Source organism: Thalassobacter sp. HA4-2 (assembly GCF_055693705.1).
In genome coordinates, this window is the sequence record NZ_JBVFUK010000001.1 from 1 (window position 1) to 22,550 (window position 22,550).

Genomic DNA, 22,550 nt, shown 5'->3' on the forward strand with positions numbered 1-22,550 from the left:
GATACTGATTGTGTGTGGCTTACTAGGATTGGCGGTGACCTACTCTCCCACGTCTTAAGACGCAGTACCATTGGCGCAACGGTGCTTAACGGCCAGGTTCGGAATGGGACTGGGTGTTTCACTCGCGCTATGACCACCAATCCGAGAAAGCCACACGATTATTCCAAGTATTTTGGTGTATGCGTTTGATTTGTTTTTTGAAGTCTATCTTCTACTGGATCAAATCAAGCCTATTGAACAATTAGTACCAGTCAACTGAACGTGTTACCACGCTTACATCTCTGGCCTATCGACGAAGTGGTCTTCTTCGGTTCTCAGGGATACCTTGTTTTGAGGGGGCTTCCCGCTTAGATGCCTTCAGCGGTTATCCTTTCCGATCATAGCTACCCAGCACTGCCATTGGCATGACAACTGGTCCACCAGTGGATCGTTCACCCCGGTCCTCTCGTACTAGGGGCAACTCCTCTCAAGTATCCTACACCCACGGCAGATAGGGACCGAACTGTCTCACGACGTTCTAAACCCAGCTCACGTACCTCTTTAAACGGCGAACAGCCGTACCCTTGGGACCTGCTCCAGCCCCAGGATGAGATGAGCCGACATCGAGGTGCCAAACAATGCCGTCGATATGGACTCTTGGGCATTATCAGCCTGTTATCCCCGGCGTACCTTTTATCCGTTGAGCGATGGCCCTTCCACTCGGGACCACCGGATCACTATGGCCGTCTTTCGACTCTGCTCGACTTGTCAGTCTCGCAGTCAGGCTGGCTTCTGCCATTGCACTCAACGAGCGATGTCCGACCGCTCTGAGCCAACCTTCGCGCGCCTCCGTTACGCTTTAGGAGGCGACCGCCCCAGTCAAACTACCCGCCACACAGGGTCCCGGATCCGGATAACGGACCGCGGTTAGACATCAAGCAGAACAAGGGTGGTATCTCAAGGATGACTCCACAGGAACTGGCGTCCCTGCTTCGAAGTCTACCACCTATCCTGCACATGTTGTGCCTGATGCCAGTGTGAAGCTGTAGTAAAGGTGCACGGGGTCTTTCCGTCTAACCGCGGGAAGCCTGCATCTTGACAGGCAATTCAATTTCGCTGAGTCGATGTTGGAGACAGCGGGGAAGTCGTTACGCCATTCGTGCAGGTCGGAACTTACCCGACAAGGAATTTCGCTACCTTAGGACCGTTATAGTTACGGCCGCCGTTTACCTGGGCTTCAATTCGGAGCTTGCACTCCTCCTTTTAACCTTCAGGCACCGGGCAGGCGTCAGACCCTATACGTCGTCTTACGACTTCGCAGAGCCCTGTGTTTTTAGTAAACAGTCGCCACCCCCTGGTTTGTGCCCCCAGTCAATACTTGCGTAGAAACTGGGCCTCCTTCTCGCGAACTTACGGAGGTATTTTGCCGAGTTCCTTCAACATCGTTCTCTCAAGCGCCTTGGTATTCTCTACCAGTCCACCTGTGTCGGTTTAGGGTACGATCTTATGTTAGAGCTATTTCCAGGAACCGATGAGCGGCCCACCCAATCCAATAAGGGTGAACAACCTTCACGATCCGTCACTTCTAACTGGCCCAGGAATATTAACCTGGTTCCCATCGACTACGCCTTTCGGCCTCGCCTTAGGGGTCGGCTTACCCTGCTCAGATTAACTTTAAGCAGGAACCCTTGGACTTTCGGCGACAGGGTCTCTCACCCTGTTTGTCGCTACTCATGTCATCATTCTCGCTAGTGATCTCTCCACCGGATGGCTCACGCCCCGGCTTCATCGAAAGCTCCGAGCCTACGACTTTCTACGCGCTACCGCTTACGCTGCTTGAGCGCAAAGGTCCGCATCTTAGAAAGAATAGGCGTGGAGCTATTTCACACTACGCTCTGCTACCATGCACTATGTGCATCCTCAGCTTCGGCTCATGGCTTGAGCCCCGTTACATCTTCGCCGCAGGACAACTTGTTTAGACCAGTGAGCTGTTACGCTATCTTTAAAGGATGGCTGCTTCTAAGCCAACCTCCTGGTTGTTTTGGTCGTCCCACCTGCTTTCCCACTTAGCCATGAATTAGGGGCCTTAGCTGGAGGTCAGGGTTGTTTCCCTCTTCACTACGGACGTTAGCATCCGCAGTGTGTCTGCCGTGATTGTACTCCCGGGTATTCGGAGTTTGGTTAGGATCAGTAAGCCTGTGGGGCCCCATTACCCATCCAGTGCTCTACCCCCCGGGGTAAGACACGACGCTCTACCTAAATAGATTTCGCAGAGAACCAGCTATCTCCGAGTTTGATTGGCCTTTCACCCCTAGGCACAACTCATCCCGACCTTTTTCAACAGGTGTGGGTTCGGACCTCCAGTTAGTGTTACCTAACCTTCATCCTGGTCATGCCTAGATCACTCGGTTTCGGGTCTGATCCCACGAACTCATGCGCCCTATTAAGACTCGCTTTCGCTGCGCCTACACCTATCGGCTTAAGCTTGCTCGTGAGACCAAGTCGATGACCCATTATACAAAAGGTACGCCGTCACCCCTCAAGGAGGCTCCGACTGTTTGTAGGCGTTCGGTTTCAGGTACTGTTTCACTCCCCTCGTCGGGGTGCTTTTCACCTTTCCCTCACGGTACTGGTTCGCTATCGGTCAGTAAGGAGTACTTAGCCTTCGAAGGTGGTCCTCCGATGTTCAGACAGAATTTCACGTGTTCCGCCCTACTTAATACGTCCAATCATGCTTCTTATACGGGGCTATCACCCGCTATGGCTGCGCTTCCCAACGCATTCTAATCACACTCATGGCTCGGCTGGTCCCCGTTCGCTCGCCGCTACTAGGGGAGTATCTGTTGATTTCCTTTCCTCCGGGTACTTAGATGTTTCAGTTCCCCGGGTTTGCCTTTTTAACCCTATGTATTCAGGTTAAAAATCCCTGGTTCATCTCACTATTGAGTACACCGCACCGACCACCCAGTGTTTTGATCAAAGATCAAAATGTACCGACCAAAGGTCGACACGGAGTGTCCGTTACGAAGTAACAATAGTAAGATGTCAGGTGGGTTGCCCCATTCGGAGATCGTTGGATCAAAGCCTATTCTCGGCTAACCAACGCTTATCGCAGAGTATCACGTCCTTCATCGCCTCTTACTGCCAAGGCATCCACCAAACGCCCTTCTCGCGCTTGATTTGATCCAGAAGAAGTTAGACCTCTTCCGCGCCAAGTCCGTCTTTTGTAACCGGACCGGCATTAATCAAATGCATACTTTTCCCGCACCACGCGCTGGTTCGCAACGTGGATACGTTGACAAGGGTCCGTGCGAACCCTCATCGGTTAGTGTATTTACTTGGAATAATATCATGATTTTCCGGGCAACCGAAGCCGCCGTTCCGAACATCCCTCACGCGGGCGTTCTCATGATACTGATGTGTATCTCTATATACGATATCAATTCATCCAAACTGGATGGCAAAGCCAAAGGCTCAACGATCTAGTCTGTCTGTAAAAGGGCCACTTCAAATGAAGTGGTGGGTCGAGGAGGACTTGAACCTCCGACCTCACGCTTATCAGGCGTGCGCTCTAACCACCTGAGCTACCGACCCAGCAGCTTCCGCTTGCGGAAGCGCGTCGCCCTGGCAGGGTATTCGCAAAGCGAATGTCCCGAGAAGGGCCAATCGGCAAAGCGCTGCGATCCAGGCTGGTTCACGCGATGACCGCAACGGGATCAAATCCCCGATCATACGCAATCGGCAAATGCTCTCGGGACATCAGCTGCGCTGATACCCTGCCGCATTCACCTTACCTTGACACCTTTGCATCGCAAAAGTGCAAGTGGTGGAGCGTATCGGGATCGAACCGATGACCCCCTGCTTGCAAAGCAGGTGCTCTCCCAGCTGAGCTAACGCCCCGGTAAGTAAGGGCTGCTTTCGCAACCACGATCTGAAGAGATATGAGGACGGCTCGGTCCGATGTTTGTCACTTAAAGTGACTGCTAAGTGTTCCACGAGTAAGAACAAGTTCTTGCTGCTAGGAACATCCTTAGAAAGGAGGTGATCCAGCCGCAGGTTCCCCTACGGCTACCTTGTTACGACTTCACCCCAGTCGCTGAGCTCACCGTGGTCCGCTGCCTCCATTGCTGGTTGGCGCACGGCCTTCGGGTGGACCCAACTCCCATGGTGTGACGGGCGGTGTGTACAAGGCCCGGGAACGTATTCACCGCGTCATGCTGTTACGCGATTACTAGCGATTCCGACTTCATGGGGTCGAGTTGCAGACCCCAATCCGAACTGAGATGCCTTTTGGAGATTAACTCACTGTAGGCACCATTGTAGCACGTGTGTAGCCCAACCCGTAAGGGCCATGAGGACTTGACGTCATCCACACCTTCCTCCGGCTTATCACCGGCAGTTTCCCTAGAGTGCCCAGCCGAACTGCTGGCAACTAAGGACGTGGGTTGCGCTCGTTGCCGGACTTAACCGAACATCTCACGACACGAGCTGACGACAGCCATGCAGCACCTGTCACCTATCCAGCCGAGCTGAAGGAAACCATCTCTGGTAACCGCGATAGGGATGTCAAGGGTTGGTAAGGTTCTGCGCGTTGCTTCGAATTAAACCACATGCTCCACCGCTTGTGCGGGCCCCCGTCAATTCCTTTGAGTTTTAATCTTGCGACCGTACTCCCCAGGCGGAATGCTTAATCCGTTAGGTGTGTCACCGACAAGCATGCTTGCCGACGACTGGCATTCATCGTTTACGGTGTGGACTACCAGGGTATCTAATCCTGTTTGCTCCCCACACTTTCGTACCTCAGCGTCAGTATCGAGCCAGTGAGCCGCCTTCGCCACTGGTGTTCCTCCGAATATCTACGAATTTCACCTCTACACTCGGAATTCCACTCACCTCTCTCGAACTCAAGACTAGCAGTATCAAAGGCAGTTCCAGGGTTGAGCCCTGGGATTTCACCTCTGACTGACTAATCCGCCTACGTACGCTTTACGCCCAGTAATTCCGAACAACGCTAACCCCCTCCGTATTACCGCGGCTGCTGGCACGGAGTTAGCCGGGGTTTCTTTACCAGATACTGTCATTATCATCTCTGGCGAAAGTGCTTTACGATCCTAAGACCTTCATCACACACGCGGCATGGCTAGATCAGGCTTGCGCCCATTGTCTAAGATTCCCTACTGCTGCCTCCCGTAGGAGTCTGGGCCGTGTCTCAGTCCCAGTGTGGCTGATCATCCTCTCAAACCAGCTATAGATCGTAGACTTGGTAGGCCATTACCCCACCAACTATCTAATCTAACGCGGGCCAATCCTTCTCCGATAAATCTTTCCCCCGAAGGGCGTATGCGGTATTACTCACCGTTTCCAGTGGCTATTCCGCAGAAAAGGGTATGTTCCCACGCGTTACTCACCCGTCCGCCGCTCCCTCCGAAGAGAGCGCTCGACTTGCATGTATAAGGCCTGCCGCCAGCGTTCGTTCTGAGCCAGGATCAAACTCTCAAGTTGAAAAGCTGTTTCCAGCTTATCCTTGACGTTCGAACCTCTGCACATCAACTCCACGGCCATTACTGTAAACCGTGAAGCCTTTCTCTGTTTAGTGCTTCAGCTACCAAAGTAACCGAAAACCCTCAAACAGTGAAGCTGACCTCTATCATCGGACCCCAGCCAAAAAGCCAAAACCCTAAGAGACGATATGTACAGACGTTGATCCATCGAATGAACCAAACCGCCCACATATCTCTTCAGATACTATCAATTTCAAAGAGCAAAGGACAAAAATCAACAAGAAGCACCAAATTCCCTTGGCGCAACCCGCGTCATCCATCCCAGTAGTGTCTGCCAAACTTCCCTCAGGACCGTGTCCCTCGCTCCGTCCAGCGCCCCGACCCGCGCCGCAGCGCCGCCGGTGAAAGGGGGTTTAAGCCGAGGGGCTGAGACCCGCAACCCCTTTTTGCAAACTTCCTATCTTTTTCGCACTTTCTTGGAATATCTTTTTATTACAATAATTTAGCGCGCAGTCTTGTTTTTACTTTGGCCTGAACAACGCGGCGCCAACTATACCTTAGAGTGTATCAGGGCGCTGTCCCCACGGGGACAGACACAACATGCCCGGTTATCCACAGACTTAACCCCAGACTGGAGCCAAACGCCCGAGTCACCCGTGAATCAGCCGCCGTCCCCGCAGGGCCAAAAGGCCGATCACGATGCCAAGGTACAGGACTGCATCCGGGGTCCACACCTTTTCCTGCATCGCAAAGTGTACGGCCCCCAACAGCGCCACGGGATAGGCCAGCTTGTGCAACTGCCGCCATGCCGTCCCCCCCATGCGCCGCACCGCGCCGTTCCACGATGTCAGGGCCAAGGGGATGGCCAGGGCAAAGGCCGCCATGCCGATGGTGATGTACCAGCGTTTGTAAATATCGGCCCAGATCTCGCCCCAGCGGAATTGCAGGTCCAGCGCCAGCCAGACCGTCAGGTGCAACGCCATATAGAAGAAGGCCAGCAAGCCCAGGGCACGGCGGAACTTCATCAGGTTGATGCGGCCGTATTTCATCAGGGGCGATATGCACAGGGATGCGATCAGCGCCTGCAGCGCCCACAGGCCCAGCTGATGTTCCATCGCCTTGACCGGGTCCACGCCCAGCGCCCCGGTGACCGCCTGATAAAACAGCCAGACCGGCAGGGCCGCGCCTGCACTATATACAACCCACGTCGGCACCCGACGCGCGGCCCCCGAGACGCGGGGGCCCATCTGCAAGGCAAGGGTCATATGAACTTGGCCAGATCCATGCCTTCGTACATGTCGGCGACCTGATCCTCGTATCCGTTGAACATCAGCGTATCGATGCGCGGGGCAAAGATGCCGCCGCCGATGCGCCGCTCGCTGGCTTGGGACCACCGGGGGTGATCCACGTTGGGGTTCACGTTGGAATAGAACCCATACTCCCGCGGGTTGGCCATGTTCCAGCTGGTGGCGGGTTCCTTGTCCGTCAGGGTGATCCGCACGATGGATTTGATGGATTTGAAGCCATACTTCCACGGCACCACCAGACGGATAGGCGCACCGTTCTGGTTCGGCATGGGTTTGCCATAGATCCCCGTGGCCATGATCGTCAGGGGGTGCATCGCCTCGTCCAGACGCAACCCCTCGCGGTAGGGCCAATCCAGCGACGCGCGCTGCTGGCCGGGCATTTCTTCGGGACGGACGAGGGTTTCAAAGCCCACGTATTTCGCCCCATCCTGCACGCCGGCCTTGGCCAGCACCTTGTTCAACTCGAACCCGTTCCATGGGATCACCATGGACCACGCCTCGACACAGCGGAACCGGTAGATGCGTTCCTCGGTGGGGATGTCGCCAATCAGATCGGTCAGGTCATAGGTGCCGGGGTTGTCCACCATGCCGTCGATCTTGATCGACCACGGCTGGGTCGTCAGCATATGGGCGTATTTGGCCGGATCGCCCTTGCCCGTGCCGAATTCGTAAAAGTTGTTGTAGGTCGTGATCTCTTCAAACGTGTTGGGTTTCAGATCATCGGTGTTGGCATGGGCGCTGCCTGCCATCAGGGCCGCCGCACTGCCCCCGGCCAAAATCTGGCGGCGGTTCAGAAAGACCGCCTCGGGGGTGACATCGGCGCGGGTCAGATCGGGCACAAAGCGTTTCATTGGGGGCGTCTCCGGTTCATTGGGCTTTCCTACTTGTCGCCCAAGATAGGGATTTGCCCAAACCGTTTCCGCCCTCCTCACGGGGTTGTCAGGGGTGTGTCAGTTCAGGCCCCGGGCCTCGACCTCTTGCGGGATCGAGAAAAAGCGCGCCGGAATCCGCACTCCGGTGCGGAAATCCCCAAGGATCACGGTGGTTTCGTCGCCGGATTCGTTGGTGATGATCCACTGGCGCAGGGTCACGGGGGCGTCCGTGAACACCAGCCGAATGTTACCGTATTCGGGATGTTCGGGGTCTTGCAGCACGACAGAGGTGGCCTGACCGTCGTAATCATGGGCCATCAACATGCCCGATCGTGCCAGATCCACGTTGCGCGCCAGCACATGGGTCAGGGGGTGCGGCGCAGGGGGTATTGTTCGGGGGGCGTGTTGGACACCGGATCAAAGATCGCCACCTGCCCGCCGCCCGCGATCACCAGCCCGGCGTCCCCGGCATAATCGAACCGCGCACGCCCGGGGCGGCGCATGGACAACTCTCCGGTCGAGATGGAGCCGTCGCCGTTGACCTGCGTAAAGGCGGCCTGGGCGGTGGCAAAGCTGTTGAGGTAGCCGCTGATCGCAGCGACAGACAGTTTCTCGGCCCAAGCGGGGGCGGCAAAGGTCAGGGCGGTCAGGGCCGTGGCAATCAGTGTTTTCATGGAACACAGATAGTCACGCCCACCCCGCCGCGCCAAGGGGGAACCGCGCCCGGTCCAAACCCTGCGCGAACCCTTGCCCAGCCAAGGGGCCTAGCGCGCCATGGTCCGCAGGGGCATGCCGCCCAAGGGGCGCAGTGTGATCCGCGCGTGGGGCGTGGGTATATGGCCGGGCACGGGCGCAAAGGTCACGGCGCGGGTCATATGGGCCAACAGGGCCACAGCCTCCAACATGGCAAAGCGCAGGCCGATGCACACACGGGGGCCGCCGGAAAAGGGGATGTACTGGAACCGGTGCTGCGCCGCCGCGCGGTCCGGGGCGAACCGCCCCGGGTCAAACAGCGCGGGCGCGTCCCACAGGCGGGTGTGCCGGTGCATCGGATAAATGGCCACGGATACATAGTCCCCCTTGCGAAACCCCACCCCCGCCACGGTGATGTCCTGCGCCGCCACCCGGTCCAAGGCGGGTCCGGGCGGATACAGGCGCATCGCCTCTTTCAACACCCACTCATGTTCCACCAGCTGGGCGATATGCTCGGGCGCCATGGGGCCGTCACCGCACACCCGTGTCACTTCTGCGTGCAGGCGGTCCTGCCACTCCGGATGATGGGCCAGCAGGTACAGCGACCACGTCAGCGCCAGCGAGGTCGTCTCGAACCCCGCCCCCAGAAACGTCACGAAGTTATCGCGCAAGGTGACATCATTCATCCCCTGCCCCGACGCAGGATCCACCGCCTGCATCAACAGCGACAGCAGATCCGCGCCGAACCGATCCGTGGCCCGGCGGTGGGTGATGGCATCGACGGCAGCGGCCCGCAGACGGCCCATGGCCCGGTTCCGCGTCACCTGCCACGGCTTGGGCAGGCCGCGCGTGGGCCGGAACAGATCGAACAGATCAATCTTGCCCACGGTTTCCAACAACACATCCGCATCCGCCGCAATCTGCGCCCGGTCCAGCACGCCCGCGTCATCGGACAGGATGGTGTCGATCATCACCCGCAGGGTCGCATCGGCAATGTCGGGCATGATATCCGCACAGCGCCTGTCGGCCCCGGCCCGCCCGCGCAGCCGCGCCGCCAACCCCTGCCCCGAGGCGATCATCAGCGGCGCTAGCGCCATCAGCTTTTCATGGCGAAACACCGGAGCCGCCGCGCGCCGCTGCACGCGCCAGTCGTGTCCCGAGACCGTCAGCATCCCGCGTCCCGTGGCCCGTTCCAACAAGACCTGTTCCAGATCGGACTTGGGGAACTGGTCAACATGGGTTTGCAGCACCCCCTGCACCACGTCCGGGTCCGACACCAAAACGACGTTCTGCCCGGCAAACCGGTCCCGGGTGATAAAGTCGTCATAGGTGGACTGTGGAAACAACTCGACCGTGTTGCGCGCCGCCACCCGCACGCGCCGCACGAAAGACGCCCCGGGATCAATGGGCGTGACAGAGGCGGGAACAAAGGGCGGGCGGGCAGTGTCCATGACACAGCCTAGACCGCCCGTAATGGCAAAACCACTGCCGACTTCGTCCGTTCGCCGTCAGACGCGCCCTATTCCTCGGGCAACAGGATATCCCGTTTGCCCACGTGGTTCGCCGGGGACACCACGTGATTGTCTTCCATCTGTTCCACCAGACGGGCGGCCTTGTTGTAGCCGATCCCCAGCTTGCGCTGGATGTAGGAGGTGGAGCATTTGCGGTCCTTGGCCACGATCGCAACCGCCTGATCGTACAGCGCATCTTCGCCGCCGGTGTTTCCGCCAAGGCCCAGCACCGCGTCGATGTCGCTGGATTTCTCGTCGTCGGGACCATCCAGCACGCTGCTGGCGTATTCCGGCGGGCCGAAGGATTTCAGGTGGTTGACGATTTCCTCGACCTCTTCGTCCGAACAGAAGGGACCGTGGACCCGGGTGATCTTGGACCCGCCCGCCATATACAGCATGTCGCCCATGCCCAGCAGTTGCTCGGCCCCCATTTCGCCAAGGATCGTGCGGCTGTCGATTTTCGACGTCACGTGGAACGATATCCGCGTGGGGAAGTTGGCCTTGATCGTGCCGGTGATCACATCGACCGAAGGGCGCTGCGTGGCCATGATCAGGTGGATGCCGGACGCCCGCGCCATCTGCGCCAGACGCTGGATGCAGGCCTCGATTTCCTTGCCGGCGACCATCATCAGGTCGGCCATCTCGTCCACGATCACGACGATATAGGGGATCTTCTCTGGCTTGTTTTCCTCGGTCTCGAACACGGGTTCCCCGGTCTCGTCATCGAACCCGGTCTGGACCGTGCGGGTGAACATCTCGCCCTTGGACAGGGCATCCTCGACCCGGCCGTTGTAGCCGTCGATGTTCCGCACACCCATCTTGGACATCTTGCGATAGCGTTCCTCCATCTCGCCCACGACCCATTTCAGGGCGACGACCGCCTTTTTCGGGTCGGTGACAACGGGGGACAACAGGTGCGGGATGCCGTCATAGACGCTGAGTTCCAGCATCTTGGGGTCGATCATGATCATCCGACACTCTTCGGGGGATAGCCGGTACAGCAGCGACAGGATCATCGTGTTGATCGCCACGGATTTACCGGAACCGGTGGTCCCCGCGATCAAAAGGTGGGGCATCTTGGCCAGGTTGGCCACCACAGGCGCGCCGCCGATATCCTTGCCCAAGGCCAGCGGTAGCTTCATGGTGTTGTCGCCAAAGTCCTTGCCCGCGAGGATTTCGCGCAAAGCCACCGTTTCGCGTTGGTCGTTGGGCAGTTCGATCCCGATCACACTGCGCCCGGGCACGGTGCTGACCCGCGCGGACAGGGCGGACATGGACCGGGCGATGTCGTCGGCCAGACCGATCACGCGGCTGGCCTTGAGGCCCGGGGCGGGTTCGAGTTCGTACATCGTGACCACGGGGCCGGGGCGGACGCTGACGATCTCGCCCTTGATGCCGTAATCCTCCAGCACGGTTTCCAACATGGATGCGTTTTGTTCCAGCGCCTCGTCGGACAGCTGCACCCGCTCGATCTTGGCGGGGTTGGCCAACAGCGACAGGGGGGCGGCTCATAGGCGGCGGGCGGCTCGTCTTCCAGCGACAGGCTGGGCTGCGCCTCGGCCATGGCCCGGCGCGAGGGCTGCGCGGTTTTCTTGGGCGGATGCTGTACGACCTTGCGGTTCAGGGCGACCCCGGGTCCGCGCGCGGGCTGCGGCACGGGCACGACCGTGGGGGTCGGGATCACCGGGGCCGGTGCGTCATCATAGGGATCCTCGATCATCTCTTCGAAGGGAGCGTCCCCTTCCAGGGCGAAGGGGGCTGTTTCGCGGGCTGACGGGGCGACCTGCTCCGGGGTGTGCACGGGTTGGTGGGGGACTCGTGCGGATTCGTGCACGGGTGCGGTCGGCGTCGGGGCGGCCGTCAAAACCGGTTCGTGGCGGGTTTGGGGCGCGGCCCGGCGCGCGCTGGCGAAGGCGCCCAGCAGGGGTTCTGCCCGGGTTGGCGCAGGTTCGGGTGGCCGCATCGCCGCCGCCTCGGCCCCCGTGGGCGGGGGGCCACAGGTTGGCCGCGCTTGACGCGGGACGAAATTGCGCTGGCGATCCGGGCCTTGACCCGGTCGTCCGTGGGGGCGGTCGCATCCTCGGGCAGGTGGGACGGGGGCACGTAGTATTCGGGTTCCAGCTCCGGCTCCGGCTTGCGGGTCAGCAGGGGAACGCGAGCCAGTAGACTGGGTTTTTTGGTGCAGGTTCAGGGGCATAGTCGAATGCGGGCGGAGCCGCGTAGGCCGCCGCTTCGTCCAGGGGTTGGTCATAATCGTCGTAGCCCGTGGCCTGCGGATGCACCACCCGGGCCGCGCGCCGATCCTTGTAGACAGCCGCCGCACGGGCCGCGCCCTTGCCCGCACCTTGGCCCACAGCGGTCAACCCGGCAAAGCTGGTGCCCAGCCCCCCGATCAGGAAGGCGCGCATCCAGTCCAATTCCTCTCGGTCCGCACCAAGGACGAACAGGCCCAAGGCGATGGCCGCGCCGAACCAGAGTGCAGACAATAGTTTCAGCCCGAACGCCGCCCCGATGGGCAGAACGCTCAGCAGAAATCCAAGCACCGTATCGCCAAACAATCCCCCCAAACCAAAGCTATGGACCCAGTTTTCGCCGGGCACATGGGTGGACATGTAGATCGCGCAGACCACCACCCAGATGGGCACAAAGATCGCGCGGCTCAGGCCCCGCTCTGCCCCTTTGTGTAAGGTCAAACGCAGGCCCCAGACCAGACAAGCGATTGAAATCGCCCAAGAAGCCCAGCCCAGACCCATGATGAACAGGGCAGCCAGCAAGGCGCCGACACCGCCCATCAGGTTGCGCGGCTCGACCTCGGTGGCGGCGAACAGGTTGGGGTCGTCGGGGGAGTAGGACGCCAGCATCAGTGCCAAACACACCGAAGCGAGGATCAAGGCCGCGCCCAACCCTTCCTTGCCCCGCCTGCGCAAGATGGCTTGCAGGCCGTGGTCCAGAAGGGGGTCTTTCGTGCGGGTTTGATATGCCATGTCTCTGCTCACTCGTACAAACACGCGCGCAGGCGGGTCAGGCCGTCGCGGGTTTCATCAATGGGGGCCACAAGGGCCACGCGGATAAATTGTTTTCCGGGATTGCCGGTTTCGGTGTCGCGGGCGAGGTAGCTGCCGGGCAAGACCTTGACCCCCGCCTGTGTCCACAGCTTCACCGTCGCCGCCTCGTCGTCATCCACGGGCAACCACAGGAAAAAGCCGCCCTCAGGGATGTGCACGCCGGGGATGTTGCCAAGGATTTCCTCTGCTAAATCAAACTTTTGCTGGTACAGGGACCGGCTATCGGCCACATGGGCCTCGTCGTTCCATGCCGCTGCCGCCGCCATTTGCAGCGGGGTTGGCAAAGGCGCACCGGAGTACGCCCGCAACTGCCGCAGCCGCGCGATGCTGTGCGCCCCGCCCGCGGCAAAGCCAGACCGCAACCCCGCAAGGTTTGACCGTTTTGACAGGGAATGAAACGCCACAACCCGTTCCGGGTCTGCCCCCACCTCTGCCACCGCTTGCAATATGCCGGGGGGCGGGGTGTCGCGGTAGACCTCGGAGTAACACTCATCTGCAAGGATGCGGAAATCGTGCTTTTCCGCCAAGGCCAACAGGTCTTTCCAGTAGCCCATGCTGGCCACCGCCCCTTGCGGGTTAGCGGGCGAACAGATGTAAGCGATGGCCGTCTGGTCGAGGATGTCGCCGGGCAGGCCCGCGTAGTCCGGCAGGTGCCCCGTATCCGCCGTGGCATTCACGTAGACAGGCTTGGCGTCTACGCTAAGCGCCGCCACCGCATAGACCTGATAGAAGGGGTTAGGCGTCAGAACCACCGGCTGCGCCCCGTTCTTGGTTTCCGGGCACAGGGCCATGCAGGCGTTGTACAACCCCTCGCGCGTGCCGTTCAGGGCGATGATCTGGTTGGTATCGACGCCCACGGCGTAGCGCCGTTTAATCCAGCCCGTGATGGCCTGCAACAACTCTGGCACCCCTTCGTTCGTGGGATAATTGGCAAAGCGCGCCGCATGTTCTGCGACGACGTCAGACACAAAGGCAGGGGGCGCATGGCGCGGATCGCCAATGGTCATCTGGATCGGTGCACTATGGCCCGGTTCCAAATGGTCCAGTAACGCGCGCAGCCGCGGCCACGCGTATTCCGGCAGTTGTGAAAACCGCTTGGGAAAATCCATACTCTTGCCTCTGCTCGCGGGTGCTCTGACGGCCCCGTTTGGGACAGAGTAGCCGCCAAAGACGCTCGGGTCCAGAAAAAGTCAGTTAACGATGGGTTCTATCGCGGACCCGAGGCGCAAAAGACGCGCCTCTGCCATGGGCGCGGCCAGAACCATCATCCCGCAACACGCTGTGCGTGTTGGCAGGGACAACCCGCACAGACCCATCAGATTGCCCACCCGCGTGTTGCGCAGGGACAGCAGGTTTTCCGTGACGTAGTAATCCGGGTCGGTCATTAGCCGCTCGCGGTCTGGGGGTAGGATCGGGGCCGTGGGCAGGATCACCGCGTCATAGCCCGCCGTGGCCTGCGCATACTCGGCCCTTGCGGTGTGCAGGGTGCGCCACGCCGCCATAACCTGCGGCGCGGTGAAATCCGCGCCGGAGCGGAAGCGGTCCAGGATACGGTCAAACATCTTGTCCGGCGCGGCCTCGATCGTGTCGGCCCATGTCCCGTAAGCCTCCGGTGTGAACAGCACGGCGGACAGGTCCATCGCGCGCTCTACCATCGGCAGGGCGCCGCGGGTGATGATCGCGCCTGCGTCCGCCAACCGGTCCACCGCATCGTTGAAGGCCGCGCGTGGGGCGTCGCGGCTGTCTTCGGTGTAGGTTTCCAGCACGAACAGACGCGTGCCGCGCACACTGGCCCCGCGCAGATCCGGGGCGGTCGTCCCCTCCAACGCGGCCAGCATCAGGGCGCAATCCCCGACCGTCCGGGCCAAGGGGCCAACGGTGTCAAAACTGGCCACCAGCGGGACGGTACCCTTGGCAGACACGCGCCCTTCGGTGGTCTTTAGCCCCACCAGATCGTTCCATGCAGAAGGGATACGGACGGAGCCGCCGGTGTCCGACCCGACCGCACTGGCCGCCAACCCATGGGCCACCGATGCCGCAGCGCCAGAGCTTGACCCCCGGGCACCGCCCCCGGATCATGGCGCCCGGGGGCGTGGCCGTGACGGGGTTCAGGCCAAGGCCCGAGAACGCCAGTTCCGACATATGCGTCTTGCCCAAACAGACGAGGCCCGCGTGGGTGGCGTTGCGCAGGACCTCGGCATCCGTGTCGGGCGTTCGGGCCGCAAGCAAGGCCGACCCAGCCTCGGTCGCCACGCCCGCCGTGTCGAACAGGTCTTTCCAACTGACCGGTACACCGTCCAATGGCCCCGCGCGCAGGCCCAGCTTGGCCCGCCGCGCGGCTGCTGCAGCCTCGGCCCGGGCGCGGGCCTCTGTGGTGCGGGCGTAGATGCGCGCGGTGTCCGGGTGGGCGGCAATCGCGGCTAGATAGGTGTCGCACAGCGCCTCCGCGTCGATGTCCCCGCGCCCGATCCCACGGCCCAAATCCGCCGCACTCATCCATAGCCAGTCTTGCATCGGACCCTCCAAATCGTCGCAGTCCACGCTAACCGCCGCACCTGCCTTGGACAATCGCTTTCACGCAGCCCATATTCCACAGTATGAACAGTGATATCCTTATCGTCGGGGGCGGCCTGAACGGCCCCACCCTTGCCCTCGCCCTTGCCCAATCCGGGTTCACCGTCACCGTGGTCGATGCACAACCGCGTGCGACCTTTGACGACGGGTTTGACGGGCGGTCCTACGCGCTGGCGCTGGCCTCGACCCGGCTATTGTCGGCCCTTGGCCTGTGGGATGACATCAAGGACCGCTGTCAACCGATGCTGGACATCAAGGCCACCGATGGCCGCCCGGGCGAAGGGCCCGCGCCCTACTTCCTGCATTTCGACCATACGGAGATCGAGGAAGGCCCCATGGGCTACATGGCCGAAGATCGCATTCTGCGCGCCGCCCTTTTGCGTGCGATCGAAGACCATCCGCAGATAGAGACCCGCTACGCCACGTGCGTCACCGCCCAATCCCCCGGTCAGGTGACCTTTGCCGACGGAATCACCCATTCTCACCGCCTGCTGATCGGCTGTGACGGGCGGCGCTCGGGTACGGCGGAGCGGGCGGGGATCAAGCGCACAGGCTGGGATTACGGCCAAACCGCGCTGGTCTGCGCCATCGAACACGAACACCCGCACAACGGCGTGGCGCACCAGTTCTTCATGCCCGCAGGCCCACTGGCGATCCTGCCCCTGCGCGGCAACCGGTCCTCCATCGTGTGGTCAGAGGAAACCGCCCGTGCCGCCCAGATCAATGCCCTGCCCGAGGCGGAGTACCTCGACATCCTGCGCCCCCGGTTCGGCAGCTTTCTGGGCGAGATCAAACTGGCCGGGGATCGCTTTACCTACCCCCTGAACCTTACACTCGCCAATGCCTTCACCGCCGATCGCATGGCGCTGGTGGGGGATGCCGCCCATGGGGTGCACCCCATCGCAGGGCAGGGCCTGAACCTTGGCTATCGCGATATCGGCGCACTGACCCAAGTCCTGACCGAGGCCGCACGCCGGGGCGAGGATATAGGCGCCCCCGGCCCCCTGTCCCGCTACGCCGAATGGCGACGGTTCGACACGATGACCCTGGCCGTGGGCACGGACCTGATCAACAAGCTGTTCTCAAACGACAATCCGGTCCTTCGCGCCGTCCGCGATATTGGCATGGGGGCGGTTCAATCGGTGCCGGCCCTGCGACGCGGCTTCATGCGCAACGCGGCTGGCCTGTCTGGCGAATTGCCGCGCTTGATGACAGGGCGGCCGCTTTAACCACTCATTGTTCCTGAAATACCCTCGGGGGAGGTGCGCAGCACCGGGGGCAGCGCCCCTAACCATCAGTCGATCTTGCGCGCCTCGTCCACCAACATGACCGGGATCCCCCCGGATCGGGAAGGCCAGATGGGCCGCGCGCGAGATCAACTCTTGCGCGTTGGCATCATAGTGCAAAGGCGCGCGGGTTTCGGGGCACACCAACGCCTCTAACATGCGACGGTCGATCTCGTCCGTCATTGCAGCAAATCGTCCTGACCGCCATGCAGGGCGAACTCAATCAGAGTTACCAAGGTCTCGCGCCGGGTTTCCAGAGACGGAGCTTCCAGCAAGGCCTGCCGCTCTTCCGGCTCGAACGGGCACAGCATCGACAGTGAGTTGATCAGCAACTCGTCCTCTGCCTCCGTCAAGGACTCCCAATCCGTAGAAAGTCCCTGCGCCTCGAAGTACTTGCCAAGGGATTTTAGGAACGCCGGACGGTTGAAACCCGGGTCCGTCTCGGGCTTGCCAAGGTCCCGCTCGAACCCGTCCCAACTGACGTCAGCCTTCAAATACGGCGTAAAACCAGAGACTTCGCGCTGCACCCGGAAACGTGACACACCGGCCAACGTCACCATGTACCGTCCGTCTTCCGTTTCGGAAAACTGGGTCAGACGACCGGCACAGCCGATGGTGTGCAGGGTCCGATCCCCCTTGCCGTCATTGGGCTGGACCATCCCGATCAACCGGGTCGAAGTCTTCATGCAATCGTCGAGCATCTGCAGGTAGCGCGGCTCGAAGATGTGCAGGGGCAGGCGCGCGCGGGGCAGCATCAGCGCCCCGGGCAGCGGGAAGACGGGGATGGTCGTTGGAAGGTCGCTTTGTCTGATCATACCAAGTCACTTAGGGCGCAGGCGCCTTAGGCAAAGATCAAGGATGACAGTTTCCGCCGCCCGTTCAAGACAATCGGATCCTGAGGTTTCAGGGCGTCGAAAATGGTAAACAACTGCGCCTTTGCGGCCCCGTCATTCCATTCGCGGTCCCGGCGGAACAGGTCCAGCAAGTGATCCACGGCGGCCTCAGTCTCGCCGTTGGCGTGCAGGGCGGTGGCAAGGTCCAAGCGGGCCTGATGGTCGTCTGGGTTCGCCTCGACCACCGCCGTCAGCTCCGCCACGGGGCCTGCGTTCTGGGCCTGTTTGGCGAGGGCGACCTGTGCGGCAGCCTCGGCCACTTCGGGCGTCGCGGCCAGATTTTCGGGCGCGCTTTCAATCAGTTGCTGGGCGCGGTCCAGATCGTCCAGCGCCAGATGGGCCCGGACCATACCACCATAGGCCGGGCCGCTTTCGGGATCTTCGGCAAGGACCGCAGCAAAGGTTTGGGCTGCGTCCACGGCGGCTCCTTCGGCCAGCATTTCCTCGGCGGCGGCGATAGCCTCCGCCAGCCCATCGCCCTCGGCCTCGACCCCTGCAGCGGCGATAACCTTTTGAACAAAGGCCTTGATCTCCGATCCCGGCAACGCGCCCTGAAAGGCGTCAATCGGTTGGCCCTGCCAAAAGGCATAGACCGTAGGAATGGATTGCACCCGCAGTTGCGCCGCGATCTGCTGGTTTTGATCCACGTCCACCTTGGCCATCTTCACAGCACCACCAGCGGCGGTTACCTCTGCCTCAAGGGCGGGGCCAAGCGTCTTGCATGGGCCGCACCATGGGGCCCAGAAATCGACGATCACAGGCACGGTCATCGACGCCTCGACCACGTCCTGCATGAACGTCATCTCACTGACATCTTTGATTAAATCACCAGCGGGGGCGGGGGTGCCTTGGCCAAATTCCAGCATCGAAAACTCCGTATTCTGTTGGGTCTTTATGTGCGCCTAAACCCTTGTTTTACAAGGGGGCCTACAGATCAAATGTGGCAAACACGGGCGCGTGGTCAGAGGGCTGGTCGTAGCCGCGCACGTGGCGCAGCACGCGGGACCCATGGGCGGCGCTGGCAATATCCGGGGTAGCCCAGACGTGATCCAGACGCCGTCCCTTGTCGGCGGCGTCCCAATCGGGGCTGCGATAGGACCACCACGAATACAGCCGCCCATCGGGGATATCGGCGCGGGTGACATCGACCCAAGCGGCCGCATCCTGAACCTGCGCCAGCGCCTCGACCTCGACCGGAGTATGGCTGACGACCTTTAACAGTTTCTTATGATCCCACACGTCGTCTTCGCGGGGGGCGATGTTCAGATCCCCTACAAGGATCGACTTTTCGGCCCCGTTTGCATGGAAGAAATCCCGCATTTCTGTCAGGTAATCAAGCTTCTGGCTAAATTTCTCGTTCACCTCGCGGTCGGGTTTGTCGCCCCCCGCAGGCACGTAGAAATTATGCACCGTCACCCCGTTTTCCAACCGTCCGGCGATGTGGCGGGCGTGGCCGAGGGTGGCGAAGTCCTCGGCGCCCGCCTCCTCGATCGGCAGTTTTGACAGGATGGCCACACCATTGTACCCCTTCTGCCCACGGGCAACGAAGTATTTATATCCAAGGGCTTGGAACTGCTCCATCGGGATCTTGTCGACAGGGGATTTACATTCCTGAAGGCACAGCACGTCCGGCGCCTCTTCCGTCATCAAACGAGCGACCAGACCTTCACGCAGGCGGACCGAATTGATATTCCAAGTGGCAAGTGTAAAGGCCATTTTCCCCTCCGAATTGGCTGTGCACCCCGCGTACACCCCCTGTACACCCCGCGTACAGACAAATTCGGCCCGGGAAAAGGGTGATGCGCGGCGCGCTAGGACAGGTCGTCAGCGTCCAGCACCGTCAGGGCGACATTGTCGATGGCAATCGCCTCTTCAAAGGTGGCGCCATCGGCGGTGGACCCAAAGCCCAGAGTGACCCGCGCGCCGGGGTTTGTGACACGAATGGTCACTTTGGTACGGGTGTCCGGGTGGCGGGCAGACCGTTGGCCCGCGTGACCTAGATCGCCTGTGTCAGTGACAGTGGCAAAGACCTGAACCCCATCCAGCCCGGACCGATCCCACACCATGCGTCCGGGACGTGTGGTGCGTCCTTGGGCGACCTGTTGACCGTCGATGTAGATCACCGGCCCCTCGGCCCGGTCCGCATCCAGCCCGTCGATGCCGTACAGGTCGAGGGTTACTTCGATCCCAGCCACGCCGTTGCCAAGCTCAAAGGTCTTGCTGACCACCTCGAACCCCCCGAGGGGCCGATGGGCCCCAGCACATCGCCAAAGCCCGACATTGTCGTGGCCGCCGCACCGGACCAGCCGGAAGCGCCGAACTCAAACGTCTCGACCGGGGGGCGACGAAGGGGGCGGTATCGGTGGGCGCCGAGGTAAAGGCGACATCCGCTACCTGCGGTAGGTCGTAGTCCGGGGCAGAGGCGATCACAAAAACGCCCATTCCGAACCCTGCAAGGCATCCCAGCAATTGGGCTGAGTCCCTTCCCACATGGAAAGAAGGGGAGCGTAGGGCGCGCGTCAGGCGGTTCAGTTCAAAACGGTTCAGCATCATGGTTAACAGGATAGATGCGAATCGTGGTGACCTTAGGGCAAGTTTGGGTCGATTATAGGTGTTCGCCCAGCATGGCCCGGAACGGGGCAAGGCGTTTGACCTCATCCACCGTGGCCTTGACCAACCCGTCCGGGTGATCGGCGCGCACGTCGCGTTGTACGATCAATCCCTTGCGGCGCAGTAGGTCGGCGTGCGGGTGGTCAGCGTCATAGGGTTTGGGCACGCGTTTCAATGGCTCCGGCCCGTGATCAACGATCTGGCCGCCGGTAGCTGCGATCACATCCATGATGTCATCCCCGTGGCGGTCGATGAAGTGGCGGTAGCGGGTCAGCGCCTCTTTTTGCAGACCCAGCACGCCAGCGGCCAGATAGACCGCGTCATGGTCAATGCCAAAGAAATACCAAGGCCGCGCCTCGTCGGCGGCGGCGTCAGACCAGATCATGTGCAGCCATGGGTTATAGGGCGACTTGTCCTTGGCAAAACGCACATCGCGGTACAGGCGATAGACTTTGGGCGTCACGCCCACCCCGGTGATGCGGCTGATCTCTTCGGCCATGATCTCGGAAAACAGGATGCCCGGAGCACGGATCTCGTCATTGTAGAACGCCTTGCGTTCAGTGAACCACTCGCGGTTGTTGTTCGCCTTCAAGTCCGTAAAGAACCCCTGCGCCCGCCCCACCAATGCGTTGAAACCGTCTGACATGCTGCCCCCAATCTTGGGCGACGATAGCGCATCTTAAGGTAGACGTCAGCGTCAGATTTTGCACTGCTCGGGTTTGTTTTTGCAGTGGGCATTCATGTCCAAAACAGCCTGTTCATAGACTTTGTTGTACCAGTCGATCTTTGCAGACACGTCCAGCCCACGATCCTGTGCGACCTCCAACATGCGTCCGGCCTGATCAATCTCGCCTGCGGTCGTCCAGATATCATTATTGGCCCAAGCCGTTTCACCCCGTGACAGCTTGCCTTCCAGAATCTTAAGAAGTTCGGCGTTAGGGTACTCTTTCGCGTTGCCGTACTTGGCCATCATCTCGTTAAGGCGTGCGTCCCAATCCTTCTCGGCCCGCCACAGATAGCCCGAGAATTTGAATGCCGTCGGAAACCCGTTCTGGATGGTTTGACCCGAAAGCTCTGCGCTGATGTCTTTGGCCATGTTTTCAAGGCCTGTTGAAACGGTGCCCACCGCCGCCAGGCCCATGCCCGTCGTGGCCGCCGTCAGAACGACCCAATCCACGGTCACGGCCCCGTCTTGTGCATCTACAAACTGCTTGAACATCTAACCATCTCCGCTTTGTGAGGAGGGTATGCCCCTAACTTTGGGCAAATCGTGACCATAAAAAAGATGTATTGTTCCTACCCAACGGACAGTGGCCGAGACATGAGGGGATTGCAGCGGCGCGGACAAAAAAACCCGGGCACAATCGCTTGATTGGGGCCCGGGCAAGTCCAACAGGGAGGTGCGTTTCAGAGCCAGGAAACGCCACTGGTCGATCGTTTATACCCAGAAAATACGGACAAAAATTTGACCTAAATCAATTTTAACCATGACAAGGGTGCGACAAACTTAGCTCATCAGGCGGTATCCACCGGATTCGGTGACCAAAAGACGCGCTTGGCCTGGCTCTGCCTCGATCTTCTGGCGCAGGCGGTAGATGTGGGTTTCCAGCGTGTGTGTGGTGACACCGGCGTTGTAGCCCCAGACCTCGTGTAGAAGGACATCGCGCGCAACAGTGCTGTCGCCCGCGCGGTACAGGAATTTCAGGATATTGGTTTCCTTTTCCGTCAGGCGGATTTTCTTGTCGTCCTCGGTGATCAGCATCTTCATCGCGGGCTTGAAGGTGTAAGGCCCAAGTTGGAAAATCGCGTCCTCGGATTGTTCATGGGTGCGCAGCTGGGCGCGAATACGAGCCAAAAGAACCGGAAACTTGAACGGCTTGGTGATATAATCATTGGCACCCGCATCCAGCCCTAGGATTGTGTCCGCGTCCGTGTCGTGGCCGGTCAGCATCAGGATCGGGCATTTTACGCCCTGTTTGCGCATCAAACGGCAAAGTTCGCGCCCATCAGTGTCGGGCAGGCCAACGTCCAGAACGACCAGATCGTAGATCTGTTCCTTGGCCCGGGCCATGCCGGTCACGCCGTTTTCGGCCTCGTAGACGTCGAACTCTTCGGTCAGCATCAGCTGCTCGGCCAGCGCGTCACGCAGGTCTTCGTCATCGTCCACAAGCAGGATTTTCTTCAGGTTGGCCATGGTGTCTCTCCATTTGTTACAACCAACATCGCGGCTCGAGGCACGTGCTGCAACCCACCTCACGG

The 22,550-nt window shown here is 60.4% G+C and carries 12 protein-coding genes, 2 tRNA genes, 3 rRNA genes and 4 pseudogenes; 1 reads left to right on the top strand and 20 read right to left on the bottom strand.

Annotated features, from left to right (window positions below; translation table 11 throughout):
* Positions 1–26: 26 nt before the first annotated feature.
* From rrf to ACZ1G0_RS00060, 12 genes and pseudogenes are all read right to left on the bottom strand, one after another.
* A 5S ribosomal RNA gene (rrf, locus tag ACZ1G0_RS00005) occupies positions 27–141 on the bottom strand.
* A 79-nt stretch (positions 142–220) separates the two neighbouring features.
* Positions 221–3,160 (bottom strand): 23S ribosomal RNA (locus tag ACZ1G0_RS00010).
* A gap of 336 nt (positions 3,161–3,496) precedes the next feature.
* Positions 3,497–3,573: transfer RNA gene (locus tag ACZ1G0_RS00015), tRNA-Ile, on the bottom strand.
* Between the two features lie 230 nt (positions 3,574–3,803).
* Positions 3,804–3,879, bottom strand: a tRNA-Ala gene (locus tag ACZ1G0_RS00020).
* 134 nt (positions 3,880–4,013) lie between these two features.
* Positions 4,014–5,481 (bottom strand): 16S ribosomal RNA (locus ACZ1G0_RS00025).
* The 16S, 23S and 5S rRNA genes sit together here with 2 tRNA genes alongside, the layout of an rRNA operon.
* 649 nt (positions 5,482–6,130) lie before the next feature.
* Positions 6,131–6,745 carry a protein-methionine-sulfoxide reductase heme-binding subunit MsrQ gene (msrQ, locus tag ACZ1G0_RS00030; protein WP_472735067.1) on the bottom strand — a complete coding sequence of 205 codons (615 nt, stop codon included), beginning with the start codon at positions 6,743–6,745 and terminating at the stop codon, positions 6,131–6,133.
* Entirely contained in the window at positions 6,742–7,638 is an 897-nt protein-coding gene (gene msrP / locus ACZ1G0_RS00035; protein WP_472735068.1) for a protein-methionine-sulfoxide reductase catalytic subunit MsrP, read from the bottom strand. The genes msrQ and msrP overlap by 4 nt, the downstream gene beginning before the upstream one ends.
* Positions 7,639–7,737: 99 nt before the next feature.
* Positions 7,738–8,333: pseudogene (locus ACZ1G0_RS00040) on the bottom strand (LolA family protein).
* A 90-nt stretch (positions 8,334–8,423) separates the two neighbouring features.
* A complete protein-coding gene (locus ACZ1G0_RS00045) occupies positions 8,424–9,803 on the bottom strand; it encodes a cytochrome P450 (RefSeq protein ID WP_472735069.1) in 1,380 nt (459 codons plus the stop codon).
* A gap of 68 nt (positions 9,804–9,871) precedes the next feature.
* Positions 9,872–12,847: pseudogene (locus ACZ1G0_RS00050) on the bottom strand (DNA translocase FtsK).
* A gap of 8 nt (positions 12,848–12,855) precedes the next feature.
* The gene (locus ACZ1G0_RS00055; RefSeq protein WP_472735070.1) at positions 12,856–14,037 is read right to left on the bottom strand and encodes an aminotransferase class I/II-fold pyridoxal phosphate-dependent enzyme; all 1,182 of its coding nucleotides are present in this window, start codon (positions 14,035–14,037) and stop codon (positions 12,856–12,858) included.
* Between the two features lie 81 nt (positions 14,038–14,118).
* A pseudogene (locus tag ACZ1G0_RS00060) lies at positions 14,119–15,442 on the bottom strand (amidase).
* A gap of 83 nt (positions 15,443–15,525) precedes the next feature.
* On the opposite strand from ACZ1G0_RS00060, the gene ACZ1G0_RS00065 reads away from it, so the two are divergent.
* A complete protein-coding gene (locus tag ACZ1G0_RS00065) occupies positions 15,526–16,731 on the top strand; it encodes an FAD-dependent monooxygenase (protein WP_472735071.1) in 1,206 nt (401 codons plus the stop codon).
* Between the two features lie 65 nt (positions 16,732–16,796).
* Here the strand turns inward: ACZ1G0_RS00065 and ACZ1G0_RS00070 are convergent.
* The 8 genes and pseudogenes from ACZ1G0_RS00070 to ACZ1G0_RS00105 all read right to left on the bottom strand — a co-directional run bounded on the left by ACZ1G0_RS00070 (position 16,797) and on the right by ACZ1G0_RS00105 (position 22,485).
* Positions 16,797–16,971 (bottom strand): annotated as a pseudogene (locus ACZ1G0_RS00070) (Trm112 family protein).
* Positions 16,968–17,603 carry an LON peptidase substrate-binding domain-containing protein gene (locus tag ACZ1G0_RS00075; protein ID WP_472735072.1) on the bottom strand — a complete coding sequence of 212 codons (636 nt, stop codon included), beginning with the start codon at positions 17,601–17,603 and terminating at the stop codon, positions 16,968–16,970. Before ACZ1G0_RS00075 ends, ACZ1G0_RS00070 begins: the two are co-directional and overlap by 4 nt.
* A gap of 26 nt (positions 17,604–17,629) precedes the next feature.
* Complete coding sequence (locus ACZ1G0_RS00080) at positions 17,630–18,547, bottom strand: tetratricopeptide repeat protein (protein ID WP_472735073.1); 918 nt, start codon at positions 18,545–18,547, stop codon at positions 17,630–17,632.
* A 61-nt stretch (positions 18,548–18,608) separates the two neighbouring features.
* A complete protein-coding gene (locus tag ACZ1G0_RS00085) occupies positions 18,609–19,397 on the bottom strand; it encodes an exodeoxyribonuclease III (protein ID WP_472735074.1) in 789 nt (262 codons plus the stop codon).
* Between the two features lie 95 nt (positions 19,398–19,492).
* Positions 19,493–19,909 carry a hypothetical protein gene (locus ACZ1G0_RS00090; RefSeq protein ID WP_472735075.1) on the bottom strand — a complete coding sequence of 139 codons (417 nt, stop codon included), beginning with the start codon at positions 19,907–19,909 and terminating at the stop codon, positions 19,493–19,495.
* 377 nt (positions 19,910–20,286) lie between these two features.
* Complete coding sequence (locus tag ACZ1G0_RS00095; RefSeq protein ID WP_472735076.1) at positions 20,287–20,937, bottom strand: DUF2461 domain-containing protein; 651 nt, start codon at positions 20,935–20,937, stop codon at positions 20,287–20,289.
* A gap of 51 nt (positions 20,938–20,988) precedes the next feature.
* Positions 20,989–21,510 (bottom strand): hypothetical protein, encoded by a 522-nt coding sequence (locus ACZ1G0_RS00100; protein ID WP_472735077.1) that lies wholly within the window; start codon positions 21,508–21,510, stop codon positions 20,989–20,991.
* Between the two features lie 288 nt (positions 21,511–21,798).
* Positions 21,799–22,485, bottom strand: coding sequence for a response regulator transcription factor (locus ACZ1G0_RS00105; protein ID WP_472735078.1), 687 nt, complete (start codon positions 22,483–22,485; stop codon positions 21,799–21,801).
* Positions 22,486–22,550 lie beyond the last annotated feature (65 nt).

What these genes read in the sequence shown, in the direction of transcription:
- ACZ1G0_RS00075 (WP_472735072.1), bottom strand. Translation starts at nt 17,603, where the DNA reads ATGATCAGACAAAGCGACCTTCCAACGACCATCCCCGTCTTCCCGCTG.
- ACZ1G0_RS00065 (WP_472735071.1), top strand. Translation starts at nt 15,526, where the DNA reads ATGAACAGTGATATCCTTATCGTCGGGGGCGGCCTGAACGGCCCCACC.
- ACZ1G0_RS00055 (WP_472735070.1), bottom strand. Translation starts at nt 14,037, where the DNA reads ATGGATTTTCCCAAGCGGTTTTCACAACTGCCGGAATACGCGTGGCCG.
- ACZ1G0_RS00105 (WP_472735078.1), bottom strand. Translation starts at nt 22,485, where the DNA reads ATGGCCAACCTGAAGAAAATCCTGCTTGTGGACGATGACGAAGACCTG.
- ACZ1G0_RS00080 (WP_472735073.1), bottom strand. Translation starts at nt 18,547, where the DNA reads ATGCTGGAATTTGGCCAAGGCACCCCCGCCCCCGCTGGTGATTTAATC.
- msrP (WP_472735068.1), bottom strand. Translation starts at nt 7,638, where the DNA reads ATGAAACGCTTTGTGCCCGATCTGACCCGCGCCGATGTCACCCCCGAG.
- ACZ1G0_RS00095 (WP_472735076.1), bottom strand. Translation starts at nt 20,937, where the DNA reads ATGTCAGACGGTTTCAACGCATTGGTGGGGCGGGCGCAGGGGTTCTTT.
- msrQ (WP_472735067.1), bottom strand. Translation starts at nt 6,745, where the DNA reads ATGACCCTTGCCTTGCAGATGGGCCCCCGCGTCTCGGGGGCCGCGCGT.
- ACZ1G0_RS00085 (WP_472735074.1), bottom strand. Translation starts at nt 19,397, where the DNA reads ATGGCCTTTACACTTGCCACTTGGAATATCAATTCGGTCCGCCTGCGT.
- ACZ1G0_RS00100 (WP_472735077.1), bottom strand. Translation starts at nt 21,510, where the DNA reads ATGTTCAAGCAGTTTGTAGATGCACAAGACGGGGCCGTGACCGTGGAT.
- ACZ1G0_RS00045 (WP_472735069.1), bottom strand. Translation starts at nt 9,803, where the DNA reads ATGGACACTGCCCGCCCGCCCTTTGTTCCCGCCTCTGTCACGCCCATT.